11 protein-coding genes are annotated in these 14,435 nt (G+C 66.7%); 9 read left to right on the forward strand and 2 right to left on the reverse strand.

The features are described 5' to 3' along the window. Window positions 1-63 precede the first annotated feature (63 nt). A complete protein-coding gene (gene fur / locus ACYVJ8_RS04610) occupies window positions 64-465 on the forward strand; it encodes a ferric iron uptake transcriptional regulator (protein ID WP_460709757.1) in 402 nt (133 codons plus the stop codon). 52 nt (window positions 466-517) lie between these two features. Here the strand turns inward: fur and recN are convergent, their stop codons facing one another. Next, window positions 518-2,194 (reverse strand): DNA repair protein RecN, encoded by a 1,677-nt coding sequence (gene recN, locus ACYVJ8_RS04615; protein WP_460709759.1) that lies wholly within the window; start codon window positions 2,192-2,194, stop codon window positions 518-520. A gap of 150 nt (window positions 2,195-2,344) precedes the next feature. On the opposite strand from recN, the gene hrcA reads away from it, so the two are divergent. The 5 genes from hrcA to ACYVJ8_RS04640 all read left to right on the forward strand — a co-directional run bounded on the left by hrcA (window position 2,345) and on the right by ACYVJ8_RS04640 (window position 9,230). Next, a complete protein-coding gene (gene hrcA, locus ACYVJ8_RS04620; RefSeq protein ID WP_460709761.1) occupies window positions 2,345-3,400 on the forward strand; it encodes a heat-inducible transcriptional repressor HrcA in 1,056 nt (351 codons plus the stop codon). Window positions 3,401-3,513: 113 nt separating this feature from the next. Continuing rightward, the gene (gene grpE, locus ACYVJ8_RS04625) at window positions 3,514-4,029 is read left to right on the forward strand and encodes a nucleotide exchange factor GrpE (RefSeq protein ID WP_460709763.1); all 516 of its coding nucleotides are present in this window, start codon (window positions 3,514-3,516) and stop codon (window positions 4,027-4,029) included. A 129-nt stretch (window positions 4,030-4,158) separates the two neighbouring features. Beyond that, window positions 4,159-6,081, forward strand: coding sequence for a molecular chaperone DnaK (gene dnaK, locus ACYVJ8_RS04630; RefSeq protein WP_460709765.1), 1,923 nt, complete (start codon window positions 4,159-4,161; stop codon window positions 6,079-6,081). Window positions 6,082-6,173: 92 nt separating this feature from the next. Next, entirely contained in the window at window positions 6,174-7,301 is a 1,128-nt protein-coding gene (gene dnaJ, locus ACYVJ8_RS04635) for a molecular chaperone DnaJ (protein ID WP_460709766.1), read from the forward strand. A gap of 81 nt (window positions 7,302-7,382) precedes the next feature. Further along, window positions 7,383-9,230: a DUF3857 domain-containing transglutaminase family protein gene (locus tag ACYVJ8_RS04640; protein WP_460709768.1), complete on the forward strand. Its 1,848-nt coding sequence runs from the start codon at window positions 7,383-7,385 to the stop codon at window positions 9,228-9,230. Window positions 9,231-9,282: 52 nt separating this feature from the next. Here the strand turns inward: ACYVJ8_RS04640 and ACYVJ8_RS04645 are convergent, their stop codons facing one another. Continuing rightward, window positions 9,283-10,785, reverse strand: a complete 1,503-nt coding sequence (locus tag ACYVJ8_RS04645; protein ID WP_460709770.1) for a tyrosinase family protein — start codon at window positions 10,783-10,785, stop codon at window positions 9,283-9,285. Window positions 10,786-10,825: 40 nt separating this feature from the next. On the opposite strand from ACYVJ8_RS04645, the gene ACYVJ8_RS04650 reads away from it, so the two are divergent. The 3 genes from ACYVJ8_RS04650 (at window position 10,826) to ACYVJ8_RS04660 (ending at window position 14,090) form a co-directional block, all read left to right on the forward strand. Continuing rightward, complete coding sequence (locus tag ACYVJ8_RS04650; protein ID WP_460709772.1) at window positions 10,826-10,948, forward strand: hypothetical protein; 123 nt, start codon at window positions 10,826-10,828, stop codon at window positions 10,946-10,948. A 61-nt stretch (window positions 10,949-11,009) separates the two neighbouring features. After that, window positions 11,010-11,720: a 4-hydroxy-tetrahydrodipicolinate reductase gene (gene dapB / locus ACYVJ8_RS04655; RefSeq protein WP_460709774.1), complete on the forward strand. Its 711-nt coding sequence runs from the start codon at window positions 11,010-11,012 to the stop codon at window positions 11,718-11,720. Between the two features lie 144 nt (window positions 11,721-11,864). After that, a complete protein-coding gene (locus ACYVJ8_RS04660; RefSeq protein WP_460711035.1) occupies window positions 11,865-14,090 on the forward strand; it encodes a DUF1631 family protein in 2,226 nt (741 codons plus the stop codon). Window positions 14,091-14,435 lie beyond the last annotated feature (345 nt).

Consider the following 14,435-nt stretch of genomic DNA (forward strand, 5'->3'; position numbering starts at 1 on the left):
CGGCCTCGCTGCTGCGGACTGAAGCGCCGGCGCTCGGGATGGTTGGACAGCTCAAGGACTACGATGGAATCCGATGACCTCCGCAATGCAGGCCTTAAGGTCACCCATCCGCGTCTGCGGATCCTGGGTCTGCTGGAACAGGCCAAGCCGCGGCACATGACCGCCGAGGATATTTATCGCCACCTGCTCGAGCACGGCGAGGACATCGGCCTGGCGACGGTGTATCGGGTGCTGACCCAGTTCGAAGCGGCGGGCCTGGTGCTCAAGCACAATTTCGAAGCCGGGCAGTCGGTCTACGAGCTGGACCGCGGCCACCACCACGACCACATGGTCGACGTGGACACCGGCAGGATCACCGAGTTCGAAAGCCCCGAGATCGAAGAACTGCAGCGCAAGATCGCCGCGCAGCACGGCTACGAGATCGAGGAGCACTCGCTGGTGCTGTACGTGCGAAAAAAGCGCTGATGAGCTACATCGAAAAAGCCCGCCATCTGGCGGGCTTTTTTCTCTTTCGGAGTCACTCGACGTCCGCCAGCAACCGTTTCGCCGCCGCTCTCGCTTCCCGCGTCATCTCTACGCCGCCCAACATCCGCGCCAGCTCTTCCTCGCGCTGTTTCGCGTCGAGCGATTGCACCGCGCTCTGCGTCACGCCTTCGCTCGCCGCCTTGCTGACCCGATAATGCGCATGGCCTTGGGCGGCGACCTGGGGCAGATGGGTGACGCACAGCACCTGCCGGCTGGCGCCCAGCGCGCGCAGCTTCTGGCCGACGATCTCGGCCACGCCGCCGCCGATGCCGGAATCCACTTCGTCGAACACCATCGTCGGCACCGCATCCATGCCCAGCGCGGCGACTTCGATCGCCAGCGAAACGCGCGACAGTTCGCCGCCGGACGCCACCTTGCGCAGCGGACGGGCCGGCTGACCGAGGTTGGCGGCGACCAGGAATTCCACGCGTTCGCCGCCGAGCGGATCCGGACGTTCGCTTTCGCTCGGCTCGAGTTGAACCTCGAAACGTCCGCCGCCCATGCCCAGTTCGGCGATCAAGGCGGTGGTGTCCTTCGACAGTCGGGTCGCCGCCTGGCGACGCTTGCTGCCGAGCGTCTCCGCCGCGGTACGCCAGCGCGTACGGGCCTGGGCGATGACCTCATCGAGTTGCTGCAGGCGCTCGTCGGCGCCGCGCAGCCGGGCCAGTTCGTCGGCGATCGCGTCGCGCTGGGCGGCCAGTTGCTCCGCCGGGACGCGGTGCTTGCGCGAGAGTTCGTGGAGGCGGCCGAGCCGGCGTTCGAGCTGGGCGAACGCGTCCGGGTCCACGTCCAGATCGCTGCGCACGCGGTCCAGCAGCGCGAGCGCCTCGTCGATCTGGATCGCGGCGTTGTCCAGCATCGCGTCGACTTCGTTGAGCCGCGGTTCGTGCTCGGCCACGCGCTGCAGTTCGCCGCGGACGTGGTGCAGCGTGCGCGACAGGGAAGGGCTTTCCTCGCCGCCCAATTCCGACACGGCGTTGTCGCAGGCCGCGATCAGGCCCGCGGCGTGCGCGTGACGGCGATGATCGGTTTGCAGCTTCGCCAGTGAATCCGCGTCCAGGGTCTCGCGATCGAGCTCGGCGAACTGATGCTCAAGCCAACCGATGCGATCGGAAACATCGCCCTGCGCCAACAAGGCGTCGCGCTCGCGCAGCAATTCGCTCCATGCCTTGGCGGCGGCGGCGACCGCGGCCAGTTCGCCGTCGGTGCGCCCGTAAGCATCCAACAGGGCCAGTTGGCTCGAACGCGCCAGCAGGGCCTGGTGTTCGTGCTGGCCGTGGATCTCCACGAGCAGGCCGGCCAGTTCCGTCAGCTGCGTGACCGTCGCCGGGCGCCCGTTGATCCAGGCGCGCGAGCCGCCGTCGGCGCGGATCACGCGCCGGATCTGGCAGCTGGTCTGGCCGTCGCCCTCGTCCAGTTCGGCCTCGCGCAGCCAGGCGAGGGCGGGGGAGGCGTCGTCCAGGCTGAATTCGGCGGTCAGTTCGGCCCGTTCGGCGCCGTGCCGGACCACGCCGCTGTCGGCGCGCAGGCCGGAGAGCAGGCCCAGGGCATCGACGAGCAGCGACTTGCCGGCGCCGGTTTCGCCGGAAATGACGGTAAGGCCCGGGCCGAAATCCAGTTCGGCGCTGCGGACGACGGCGAAATCCTTGATGGCTAGATGCGACAGCATGGATCGATTGTAAGCGGGGCGCATTGCCGGGATGGAGGGCGGGGAGGGCCGCCACCTGTAACCGTGGCGCGTCTCACAAACCGAAACGGAGTTGGCTTGGCGTGCACCTCCCGCCTTGCGCCGGCCCCCGGCCGGCTTTATATCGCCCGCATGAGCCGCTCACCCGCCGACCTCGCCAGCCTCGATCCGCGCGCGCGGCAATTGCTGCGCACGCTGATCGGCCGGTACATCCAGAGCGGGGAGCCGATCGGTTCGCAGACCCTGGCCCGGCATGCCGGCCTGGACGTGAGCGCGGCGACCATCCGCAACATCCTCGCCGACCTCGAGGAAGTCGGCCTGCTGAGCGCGGCGCATGCGTCGGCCGGGCGGATTCCCACCGCGCAGGGCTATCGCCTATTCGTCGACTCGCTGCTGCAGGTCCGGCCGCTGCCGGAGGGCGAAGTGGCGCGGCTGCGCAGCGAACTGCCTTTGGGGTCGGGCACGCAGGCCTTGCTGGGCAGCGCCTCCGAGCTGCTGTCGGCGATGACCCACTTCGTCGGCGTGGTCAGCGTGCCGCGGCGCGAGCAGTTCGCGTTCCGCCGCATCGAATTCGTACCGCTGGACGCGCAGCGCGTGCTCGCCATCCTCGTGTTCGCCGACAACGAGGTGCAGAACCGGATCATCCAGACGCGCCGTCCCTACGACACCGGCGAACTCGAGCGCGTCACCAACTACCTCAACACCCATTTCGCCGGGCGCACCCTGCCGGACATCCGCGCCCACCTGCTGCACGAGCTGCGCAATGCCCGCGACGAGATGGAGCTGCTGCTGGCGCAATCGGTCGAACTCGCCGAGCAGGTGCTGACCCCCGGCCACGACGACATGGTGCTGGCCGGGCAGACCCGGCTGATGGGGGTGCAGGAGCTGTCCGACCTGGACCGCCTGCGCGAGCTGTTCGAAGCCTTCGCCCGCAAGCGCGAGATCCTGCAACTGCTCGAACGCACTGTCCGCGCGCCGGGCGTGCGCATCTTCATCGGCGAGGAAACCGGCCTGGCCCCGCTGGAAGGCATGTCCCTGGTGACCGCGCCCTATGCTGCCGGCGGCAAGGTGCTGGGCGTGCTGGGCGTGATCGGGCCCAGCCGCATGGCCTATGACCGCGTGATTCCCGTGGTCCAGGCGGCGGCCGAAGCCCTGGGCGCGGCGATCCAGTCCGACAGCTCGCCTTGACGCGGCGTCATGCGGGCGTGAAGTCGAGCGCCTGAACCCAGGCGCTTGAATCGCCAGCGCGCCGGCCCCATTGCTGCCCAGAGCGCACTTGGCGCAATGCAGACCCACGCACGATGACGACCGAACCGATGCAAGAAGCGACAGGCGAGAATGCCGCCATCAACGATCCCAATCCCCAGCCCGCGGAGCTGGAGGCGCTGAAGGCCGAAGTGACCCGGCTGCGCGAGGAATCCCTCCGCGAGCGCGCCGAACTGGAGAACCAGCGCAGGCGCCTGGCCCGCGACATCGAGATGGCGCGCAAGTTCGCCAACGAGCGCTTGCTGGGCGATCTGCTGCCGGTGATCGACAGCCTCGAGGCCGGACTGGCGGTGAAGGCCGATACCGCTCAGCACCTGCGCGAAGGCATGGAGCTGACGCTGCGGCAGCTGCTGAAAGTGGCGACGGACAACGGCCTGGTCGCCGTGGACCCCACGGGTCAGCCCTTCAACCCCGAACACCATCAGGCCATGAGCATGGTCGACGGCGCGGGCCACGCGCCCGGCCACGTGGTGCAGGTCTACCAGAAGGGGTGGCTGCTGAACGAGCGGTTGCTGCGCCCGGCCCTGGTGACCGTCAGCAAGCACGACTGATTCGAGAGGCCGATTTGCGATATCGATCCGCGCCAAACCCTTGAACGGCGCAAAGCGATCCCCCAGATAGCGCACATCGGCGGTACGCACCGCCACCGAACACAAGCTTAGATTCGCGAGGAAACACCAATGGCAAAGATCATCGGCATCGACCTGGGCACGACCAACTCGTGCGTGGCGATCATGGAAGGCGGCAAGGCCCGCGTCATCGAAAACGCCGAAGGCGATCGCACCACGCCGTCGATCGTGGCGTTCACCAAGGACGCCGAAGTGCTGGTCGGTGCCTCGGCCAAGCGCCAGGCGGTGACCAACCCGAAGAACACCTTCTACGCGGTGAAGCGCCTGATCGGCCGCAAGTTCACCGACGCGGAAGTGCAGAAGGACATCGGCCTGGTCCCGTACACCATCACCCAGCATGAAAACGGCGACGCCTGGGTGGCGACCGCCGACGGCAAGAAGATGGCGCCGCAGCAGATCTCGGCCGAAGTGCTGGCCAAGATGAAGAAGACCGCCGAGGCCTACCTGGGCGAGACCGTCACCGAAGCGGTCATCACCGTCCCGGCCTACTTCAACGACAGCCAGCGCCAGGCGACCAAGGACGCCGGCAAGATCGCCGGCCTCGACGTCAAGCGCATCATCAACGAGCCGACCGCGGCCGCGCTGGCCTACGGCATGGACAAGAAGGGCGGCGACCGCAAGGTGGCCGTGTACGACCTGGGCGGCGGCACCTTCGACATCTCGATCATCGAGATCGCGTCGGTGGACGGCGAGATGCAGGTCGAAGTGCTGTCGACGAATGGCGATACCTTCCTCGGCGGCGAAGACTTCGACAAGCGCGTCATTGATTACCTCGTCGACGAGTTCAACAAGGACCAGGGCATCGACCTGCGCAAGGATCCGCTCGCCCTGCAGCGCCTGAAGGACGCCGCGGAGCGCGCCAAGATCGAGCTGTCGTCCTCGCAGCAGACCGAAGTGAACCTGCCGTACGTGACGGCCGACGCTTCCGGTCCGAAGCACCTCAACATCAAGCTGACCCGCGCCAAGCTCGAAGCGCTGGTCGACGACCTGGTCAAGAAGACCATCGAACCGTGCCGCGTCGCGTTGAACGACGCCGGCCTGCGCGCTTCGGACGTCTCCGAAGTGATCCTCGTCGGCGGCCAGACCCGCATGCCGAAGGTGCAGCAGGCGGTGACCGACTTCTTCGGCAAGGAGCCGCGCAAGGACGTCAATCCGGACGAAGCCGTGGCCGTTGGCGCCGCTATCCAGGGCGGCGTGCTCGCCGGCGACGTCAAGGACGTGCTGCTGCTCGACGTGACCCCGCTGTCGCTGGGCATCGAAACCCTGGGCGGCGTCTTCACCAAGATCATCGAGAAGAACACCACGGTGCCGACCAAGGCCTCGCAGGTCTTCTCGACCGCGGAGGACAACCAGTCCGCCGTGACCGTGCACGTGCTGCAGGGCGAGCGCGAGCAGGCCCGCTACAACAAGTCGCTGGCCCGCTTCGACCTGGCCGGCATCGAGGCGTCGCCGCGCGGCATGCCGCAGATCGAAGTGTCGTTCGACATCGACGCCAACGGCATCGTCCACGTCACCGCCAAGGACAAGAAGACCGGCAAGGAACAGAAGGTCGAGATCAAGGCCGGTTCGGGCCTGTCCGAGGACGAGATCGCGAAGATGGTGCAGGACGCCGAAGCGCACCGCGAAGAGGACAAGAAGTTCCACGAGCTGGTGCAGGCGCGCAACCACGCCGACGGCCTGATCCACGCCGCGCGCAGCGCGATCAAGGAGCACGGCGAGAAGGTGCCGGGCGACGTGATCGGCCGTGCCGAAGGCGCGATCGCCGAACTGGAAACCGCCATGCGCGGCGACGACAAGGCGCAGATCGAAGCCAAGTCGAAGGCGCTGGAGGAAGCCGCGCAGTCGCTGTTCGCCGCGGCGTCCGCCGGTCAGCCGGGCCCCGACATGGGCGCCGCCGGTGCCGCGGGCGGTACGTCGCAGGACGACGTGGTCGACGCCGAGTTCACCGAAGTCAAGGACGACAAGAAGTCCTGAGGCCCTGCGCGACTAGGCGATAGAAAAGACGACGGGCAGGCCAAGGTCTGCCCGTCGGTATTTGGAAGCACTGAGGAATTACGGCAAGGGCGATGAGCAAGCGCGACTACTACGAAGTCCTGGGCGTGGCCCGCGACGCCAGCGAGGAAGACCTGAAGAAGGCCTACCGCCGCTGCGCGATGAAGTACCACCCGGACCGCAATCCCGGCGATCACGCCGCCGAGGCTTCGTTCAAGGAGTGCAAAGAGGCTTACGAAATGCTGTCGGATACGGCCAAGCGCCGCATGTACGACCAGCATGGCCATGCCGCGTTCGAACACGGCATGGGCGGCGGCGCGGGTGCCGGCGCCTACGCCGACATGGGCGATATCTTCGGCGACATCTTCGGCAACATCTTCGGCGGCGGCGCCGGTGCGCGCGGACCGCGACGCGGCGCCGACATCGGCTACGTGATGGAGCTGACCCTGGAAGAGGCGGTCGGCGGCGTCGACAAGCCGATCGAGATTCCCACCCTCGACGAATGCGAGACCTGCAAGGGCACCGGTTCCTCCGACGGCAAGCTGGAGAACTGCGGCACCTGCCACGGACGCGGTCAGGTGCGCTTCCAGCGCGGCATCTTCTCGATGCAGCAGACCTGCCCGCACTGCGGCGGGCGCGGCAAGATCATCAGCAGCCCCTGCGGCGACTGCCATGGCCAGGGCCGCGTGGAGCGCACCAAGCACCTGCAGGTGAAGATCCCCGCGGGCGTCGACAACGGCGACCGCATCCGCCTGGCGGGCGAAGGCGAAGCCGGACCGGCCGGCGCGCCGCCCGGCGATCTCTACGTCGAAGTGCGCGTACGTCCGCATGAGATCTTCGAGCGCGATGGCGACGACCTGCATTGCGAAGTACCGATCCGTATTTCCCAGGCAGCGCTCGGCGACGTCGTTCGCGTGCCGACCCTCGATGGCGAGGTCGAACTGCGCATTCCCGCCGAAACCCAGACCGGCCGGCAGTTCCGCCTGCGCGACCGTGGCGTGAAGTCGGTGCGCAGCCGCGCGCCGGGCGATCTGTATTGCCGCGTGGTAGTCGAGACGCCGGTGAACCTGACCCCCGAGCAGCGCGAGCTGTTGGAGAAGTTCGAAGGCACCTTCGTCGGCGACGGAGCGCGCAAGCATTCGCCGCGCACGTCCACTTTCATTGACGGGTTGAAGGGCTTCTGGGATCGCGTCACTTCCTGACGGCCTGCTAGCATCCCCCGGGTTCCAACTCACTCGGGGATAGATGCATGAAGCGGAGGATCGTTTCGATGGCTAGCGGCCATGCTGTGGCTAGCTGTCGGTGTCGCGGTGGCGGCAGATAAGGCCGAAGCGCCTGAGCTGTTTCTCAAGACAGAGCGCTACAACATCGACTACACCGTCAACGCCGATGGTTCGTACGTCGAAACCCGCGAATGGGCGATAAAAGTTCTGAAAGAACAGGCGGTCGACTATCTGAAGTCGACGTCGATCAGCTACAGCACCAGCATCCAGAAGGCGGATGTGCTTGCCGCCTATACCCTGAAGGCGGACGGCCGACGCATCGACGTCCCCAAGTCGGGATTCCAGGTGCAGACCAACGGCGGCAAGGGCGATGATGCCCCGGCGTTCTCCGATATTACTTCGATGACCGTGTTGTTTCCGGAGCTCGCTGTCGGCGACACGGTGGTCTTCCAGTACCGTCTAACTGGTGGCGAGCCGATGTTCGACGGGCATTTCTCGGTCATCGACTACTTCGATCCCACGGCGTACTACGAGAATGCCCGCGTCCGCATCGACGCGCCGGTGTCGTTGTGGACGCAGCAGCGCTCCTGGGGGCTCAAGGAGGTTCGCAACGAGCAGAAGGGCGACCGCCGCATCGTCGAGTGGACCTGGCAGAACCGCAACCCGACCAAGAGCGAGCGCAAGAACTGGTCGGTATTCGAGGCAGAGCAGATGCCGGGCTTCGCCTATTCGACTTTTCGCGATTACGGAAGCATCGCCGAAGCCTATGGCCTGCGGGCGACCCCCAAGGCGGCCGTGACGCCGCGCATCCGCAAGCTGGCGGACGAGATCGCGGCGGGGCGCAAGGGCGAACGCGACACCGCGCGAGCGCTGTACGACTGGGTCGCCACCAACATCAGCTATGGCGGCAACTGCATCGGTCTGGGCGCCGTCGTTCCACGCGACACGGATTTCGTGCTCGACAACCGCATGGGCGACTGCAAGGACCATGCAACGCTGCTGCAGGCGCTGCTCAGCGCGAAGGGCATCGCCAGCCAGCAGGCGTTGATCAATGCCGGAAATTCGTACTCGCTGTCCAAGGTTCCCGTCGTGTCCATGGTGAATCACGTCATCACCTACATTCCTTCCTTGGACCTGTACCTGGATTCGACCTCGTCCGATACGCCGTTCGGCATGTTGCCGCCGGTTGACGTAGGCAAGCCGGTGCTGCTCGTGGGTGGGCAACGCGAGGGCGCGCGCACGCCGTCCAAGCCGGTCGGGGGCGACCGCCAGCGCATGCGTGCCACGCTCAAGGTCCATGCCGACGGCTCGATCTCGGGCGACATGGACGTGGCGGTCGAAGGCACGTATGCCGCGCTGTCGCGGGCGGCGCTGCGCGACGTGACCGACGAGCAGCGCAAGGACATGGTGAAAAACTACTTCCAGGGGTTCGGCCGCGAGGCCTCGGGCAGCGTCGAGTGGGACGATGCCAAGCCGCTGCTGCCCAGCCATGGCTATCGCGCCCATTTCGACGTCAAGGATGTCCTGCCGGTGCCGGGTGCCTTCTCCGTGCGCGCCCCGTTCTTCAGCATCGCTGGGGTCGAGCGGTTTGCATCGCAGGCCAACTTGGAGATCGACGACAAGTTCGACACGGCCTGTACCAGCGGCTACACCGACGAGGAGTACCGCTACGAGTTCGCCAAGGAGCTGAAGGTGCTCGCGGTACCGCCAGACGTGTCCTTCTCCGATGAGGCCGTGAGCTACAACGCCCACTACGAGCTCAAAGACAACGTGCTGACCGTGCGGCGCGTACTGGACGACCGCACGCCCGGTCCCATCTGCACGCCGGCGTTCAACGCCAAATACAGCGAAGCGATGAAGAAGGTCCTGGCCAATCTCAAGGCCCAGGTCATGTTCGCCGCGCAATGAGCGTCGGGCAGGGGCACGGCGTGAACGCCGTTCCCCTGCCGAAGATCCGCCGCTACTGGCGCCGCAGTTCGATCGTCGCCACCAGCGGTTCGGCGCCGGCGGTGGGTTTGCCGCCCGGAACGAAGGTGACCAGCAGCGACTTGCGCGCATTCTGCGTGCCGCTGTGGGCGAGGTTCTTCAGCAAGTCGGTCACGTCGAAGCTGTAGAAGTTTTCGCCCAGCGCATCGCCCATCGCGCCGTTGCCGTGGTCGTGGAATTCGGCGTCGAAGAAGTTGATCGTGCCCACGTAGTTCGACGCCGCCGGCGTGCTCGCGCCGCGTCCGGGCCGCAGGTAGACGTGATAGAGCACCTCGGGCTGCTTCCACACGTGCAGGTTCTTCAGCACCAGGTACAGGCGCTTGCCGCTGGCGGCCGGATCGAGGCCGAGCACTTGCGTATCCGCTGTGCCGACCGCGGGCAGCAGCGACACGCTGACGGCGCGATCGCCCAATTCTGCCGCGCGATCCGATAGCGCCATGCGTTCGGAATGCGCCCCGATCGACGCCGGCGACATCATCGTCTTGGCGGAGGTAGTCGCAGCCGTCAGTTCCGTGCCGTCGGGCGCGATGAAGCAGTCGTAGGTGTAGCCCAGCGGCAGCGTGTCGAAGTAGTCCTTCAATCGGCCGGTCGTGCGCACGCCGTGTTCGTCGGCGAAGGCGAAGGCCTTCGACGCCCACGAGGCGGTGTCCGGGTTGGCGCCGCCGTTGCGGTTCCAGCTCGCCCACATGCGATCGATGCTCGAATGGTGCACCCAGAACAGCGGATCGCGGCCCGCGTACGGCACCGCACCCATGTTCTTGGCGTTGCCGACCAGCACGTGGATCTTGCTGTGGATGCCCGAGTCGATCGCGCGGCAGAAGCCCTGCACGGCGTCGACCGAGCTGTAGTTGGGCTTGCCCATCGCCGCGCTGATGTCCATCGCGTCGCCCGCCTGGTTCTTGTGGATGGGCTGGCCGGTATTGGCGAGCGTGGTTCGATCGGGGCGATACAGCGATCCGAACACGGCATCGCCTGCCATGCGGAACTGCGCGGGCAGGATGCCGCGCTTGCTCGCGTCGTAGGAGGTGTAGTCCCAGTAGGGCAGGGTGAAGTCGGGCCGCTGGCTGACCTGACGCACGATGCGCTCGAAGAAGTAGACGAACATGCGGTGCCAGGGCAGGAAGTGGTTGGCGTTCTGCCCGGCATGCGACTGGCAGGTGTTCCACACTTCGTTGGCCAAGGTGCTGCGCGTCGTGGTGTCGGTGCCGAAGATGCGGCTGATCTCGTCCGCTTTGGTGGTCGCGCCATCGACGAAGTGCGTGTACCACTGCCATAGCCAGCTGGACGTGTCGTCTTCGGCCATGCCCTTCATGGCCGTCACCGCCTGGGCGAAGACCTGCAACATCGCGATTCCCTGCGGACTGGCGGCGTCGTAGCGCACCAGCGGCTCGATGGCAAAGGCGCCGCGCGGCGCCCACATCAACAGCGGCGACACGGCCAGGCCGCTTACGAACTTGCGACGGGACAGGGATATCACGGGGCGTTGCTCCAGGGGGCGGATGAACTCGGGGGAATGGATGAGCAAGAACGGAAGCGCCGGCACGATGGAGCCGGCGAAACCGCCCGCCGAGTACAACGTCCCGAGCGTGATTGCCCGGGCAACGCGCAGCAGCGCGTACATCAAGGTTTCACCGTTGTGAACCCGCCATCACGAGGCGATGCTGACTGGGCAGTTCGCGCGCAACGCGTTAGCCTTCACGTATGAACGACACCGTCCGCATCCTCATCCACGGCGCTTCCGGTCGCATGGGCCAGGCCCTGCTGCGACTGGCGAGCGAACGTCCGGATCTCAGCGTCGTCGCCGCCGTTTCGCGCAAGGTCGAATCACGCGCCATCGATGGGATTGCGCAATTCGCTGCCGGTGAGCTGGGCGGCGTCCCCGATTTCGATGTCGCCATCGACTTCAGCCTGCCCGAAGGTTTCGACGGCATCCTCGCGGCATGCCGGACGCGCGGCGCGGCGCTGGTGTCCGGCACGACCGGACTTGACGCAGCTCAACAAGAGGCGCTGCGTGGGGCGGCCACTGCGATACCGGTGTTGTGGTCCGCGAACTACAGCCTGGGCGTGGCCGTACTCAACGAACTGGTCGAGCGCGCGGCGAAGGCCTTGTCCGGCTGGGATTGCGACATCGTGGAATCGCACCACGTCCACAAGAAGGACGCGCCCTCGGGCACGGCGCTGGCGCTGGGTGCGTCGGCGGAGCGGGGTGGGGCGCAGCCGCGGTATGCCTCGCTGCGCGCGGGGGACATCGTCGGCGAGCACCTGGTCCAGTTCACCACGTTGGGGGAGCGCATCGAGCTGGTCCACCGGGCGACGAACCGCGACATCTTCGCCCGTGGCGCCCTGCATGCAGCGGCGCGACTGGCGGGGCGGCCTGCCGGCGAATATCGCCTCCGCGACCTGCTCGACTGAGCCGATGGAATGTGACCGAGCGCACGTTCCGGCAGTCGGGCCCCTCGGCCGACGAGCGGAGCCGGCCAGCTTCATGAACTACGTCACCATGCTGTCCAACGGGCCGGATAGGATGTCGTCTGAACCGGGGGACAATGCATGACAATGCAGGGAGATTCATTCCCGGCAGGAAGCCGAGATCCGCAACTGCTTTTGGCTGCCATGCAGCGGATCGGCCAGGAGCAACTGGGCCTCGCGCTCGAGCGCATCCTGCGCCGCGCGGACGATTATCTGTTCGACAGCAGCAGCAACGGCGCGGGCGCCGAACTCACCGCGCTGCGCGATCTGCGCCGTGCGCGCACCCAGATCGCGCAACGATTCGATCAATCCATCGCCGGCGGCTTCCGCAAGCTGCAGGACGCGCCCATGGCGGTGCGCGGGGTCGATGTCTCTTCGCTGAGCCTGGTGACCGACGAGTTGCTGGAAGAGCAGCTCGCCACCGAGCAGGTCATCGATGGCCTGGGGCGCTATCACGCACCAGCGCTCGAATTGCTCGACAAGCGCCTGGCCGCGCTGACCGAACGGCCGATGCTGGCCGCCGGCGACAATCCGGTCGGCCCCAAGTTCCTCGCCGAAGCGATGGGGAATTCCTTGAAGGCGCTGGACGTCAGCACCGGCGTCCGCATCGTCGTGTACAAGTTCTTCGAGCGCGAACTGTCGACGGCGCTGGCGCCGCTCTATGACCGCTTGAACGCCGGCCTGGTAGCGGCCGGCATCCTGCCGCACATCAAGCCGACCAAGCGCGCCGAACCGCTGCCGCATCCGGCCCAGCCCGCCGAGGCGGTGCAGTCCGCCGATGCGCAAACGGTCGCCGTCGCCAATGCCGTGGCGACGCAATTCGGCATGACCGGCCCCGGCGACCAGGCGATGTTCTCGAGTCTGCTCGGCCTGTTGCAGTCCTGGCGTCAGGCGATGCATCCGGGGCGCGTGGCCGAGGCCGGCACGGCGCCCAGCATGAGCACCGCGGACGTGATGCAGGTGCTGTCGCTGCTGCAGCACGAGCCGCCGCGGGCCAGCGAATTCGGTGCGTCCGATTCGCGCGTGCCGACGGCCGAACAACTGCGCCGCGACCTGCTGTCCAGCGCCCGCCGCATGGGCATGGGCGGCGAGAACCTCACGCTTTCGAACGTGGACGAGGACGCCGTCGATCTGGTCGGCATGCTGTTCGACGTATTGCTGGACGAGCGCCATTTCGAAGCCGACGTGCGCGGCAAGATCAACCGGCTGCTGGTTCCCTACATCAAAGTCGCGGTCAAGGACCGCCGCCTGTTCCTGTACAAGGCGCATCCGGCGCGCCGCCTGCTCAATGTCGTCGCCGAGGCCAGCGAAGGCAACCGCGGCGAGAGCCCGCAGGAACGCGAGCTGATGGCGCGCGTGGACTCGACCATCGATCGTCTGGTGGCCGAGTTCAACGAAGACATCGCCATCTTCGAGACGCTGGAGCAGGAACTGCGCTCCTTCATGGAGCAGCACCGCAAGCGCATCGAAGTCACCGAACGCCGCGCCGCCGAAACGCAGCGCGGCAAGGAGCGCCTGGAGCAGGCGCGCGAGGGCGTATCCGTAGATCTGGCGGTAAGCCGCGATACGCGCGAACTGCCGCCGGCGTTCGATACCTTCATCAACCAGTTCACCGCGCACCACCTGGCCCAGGTCGTGCTGCGCGAGGGCAAGGACTCGCCGCGTTACGGCGAGGCGATCAATGCGGTCACCGCGCTGATGGTCAGCTTCGACCATGCCGAGCTGGGCGTCCCTTACGATCGCCTGCCCGAACTGCCGCGCGATGTGCTGCTTTCGATCCTGCAGAGTTCCGGCGTGCTGGGGCAGGCCGCGGACGAGATGGTCACGGCCTTGCAGCGGACGCTGCAGCGCGTATCGGCAGGCGAGAACGTCACGGCGATCGCCGAGCAGTTGCCGGTCTCTCCGTTGCCGACCGCGAGCCAGCCGGCGGCGCCGGATCCTGCCGAAGTCCAGTTGGTCCCGGGTAGCGAAGGTTTCGATTTCGAACCGGCCATGGCCGAGCGCATGCGCGCGCTCGAAGTCGGCACCTGGATTCAGCTCACCAGCGAGAGCGGCCGGGTCGAACCCGCCAAGGTCTCGTGGGTCAGTCCGATCTCCTCGCGCCTGCTATTCGTGAACCGGCGCGGCATCCGCGTGCTGGTGGCCTCCGCCGAAGAACTGGCGGCGATGGCGAAACTGGGCCGCGTGCAGTTGCGCGAGACCGGCTCGGCGTTCGACGACGCCATGCATCAGGTGATGGGCAAGCTGAAGGCGACGGCTCCTCTCGCGGACAGCGACGTCCAGTCCGACGGGCCCAAGAGCGCGACGGCCTAGGCTTTTGCACGTCATCCCCGCGTAGGCGGGGATCCAGCGACTTTGGCTTTTGTCTGTGTTGGTTGAAGAGCCGCCGGCTTCGGCAGGACGCGCTACCCGACGGGACGGGGGTGCTCCGCCCCTCCGGACGGCATCCCTGCCTTTAGTCGGGGCCGCGGACCATCCTGGTCCGCTCTCCGCACCCCCATCCCATCGGGCAGCGCTTACCGCGAGCGTGCAGATCGCCGCTTCGGCGAAAGACAGCAATTTCCGCTTCCTTCTTTGCTTCGCTTTTTTGCCAAAGCGCCTGAGATGTGTGAGGGGCAGGCGGTGCCGGTGGGGTAGGCGTGACTGTCAGCGGCATGG

Source organism: Lysobacter terrae, from assembly GCF_054782215.1.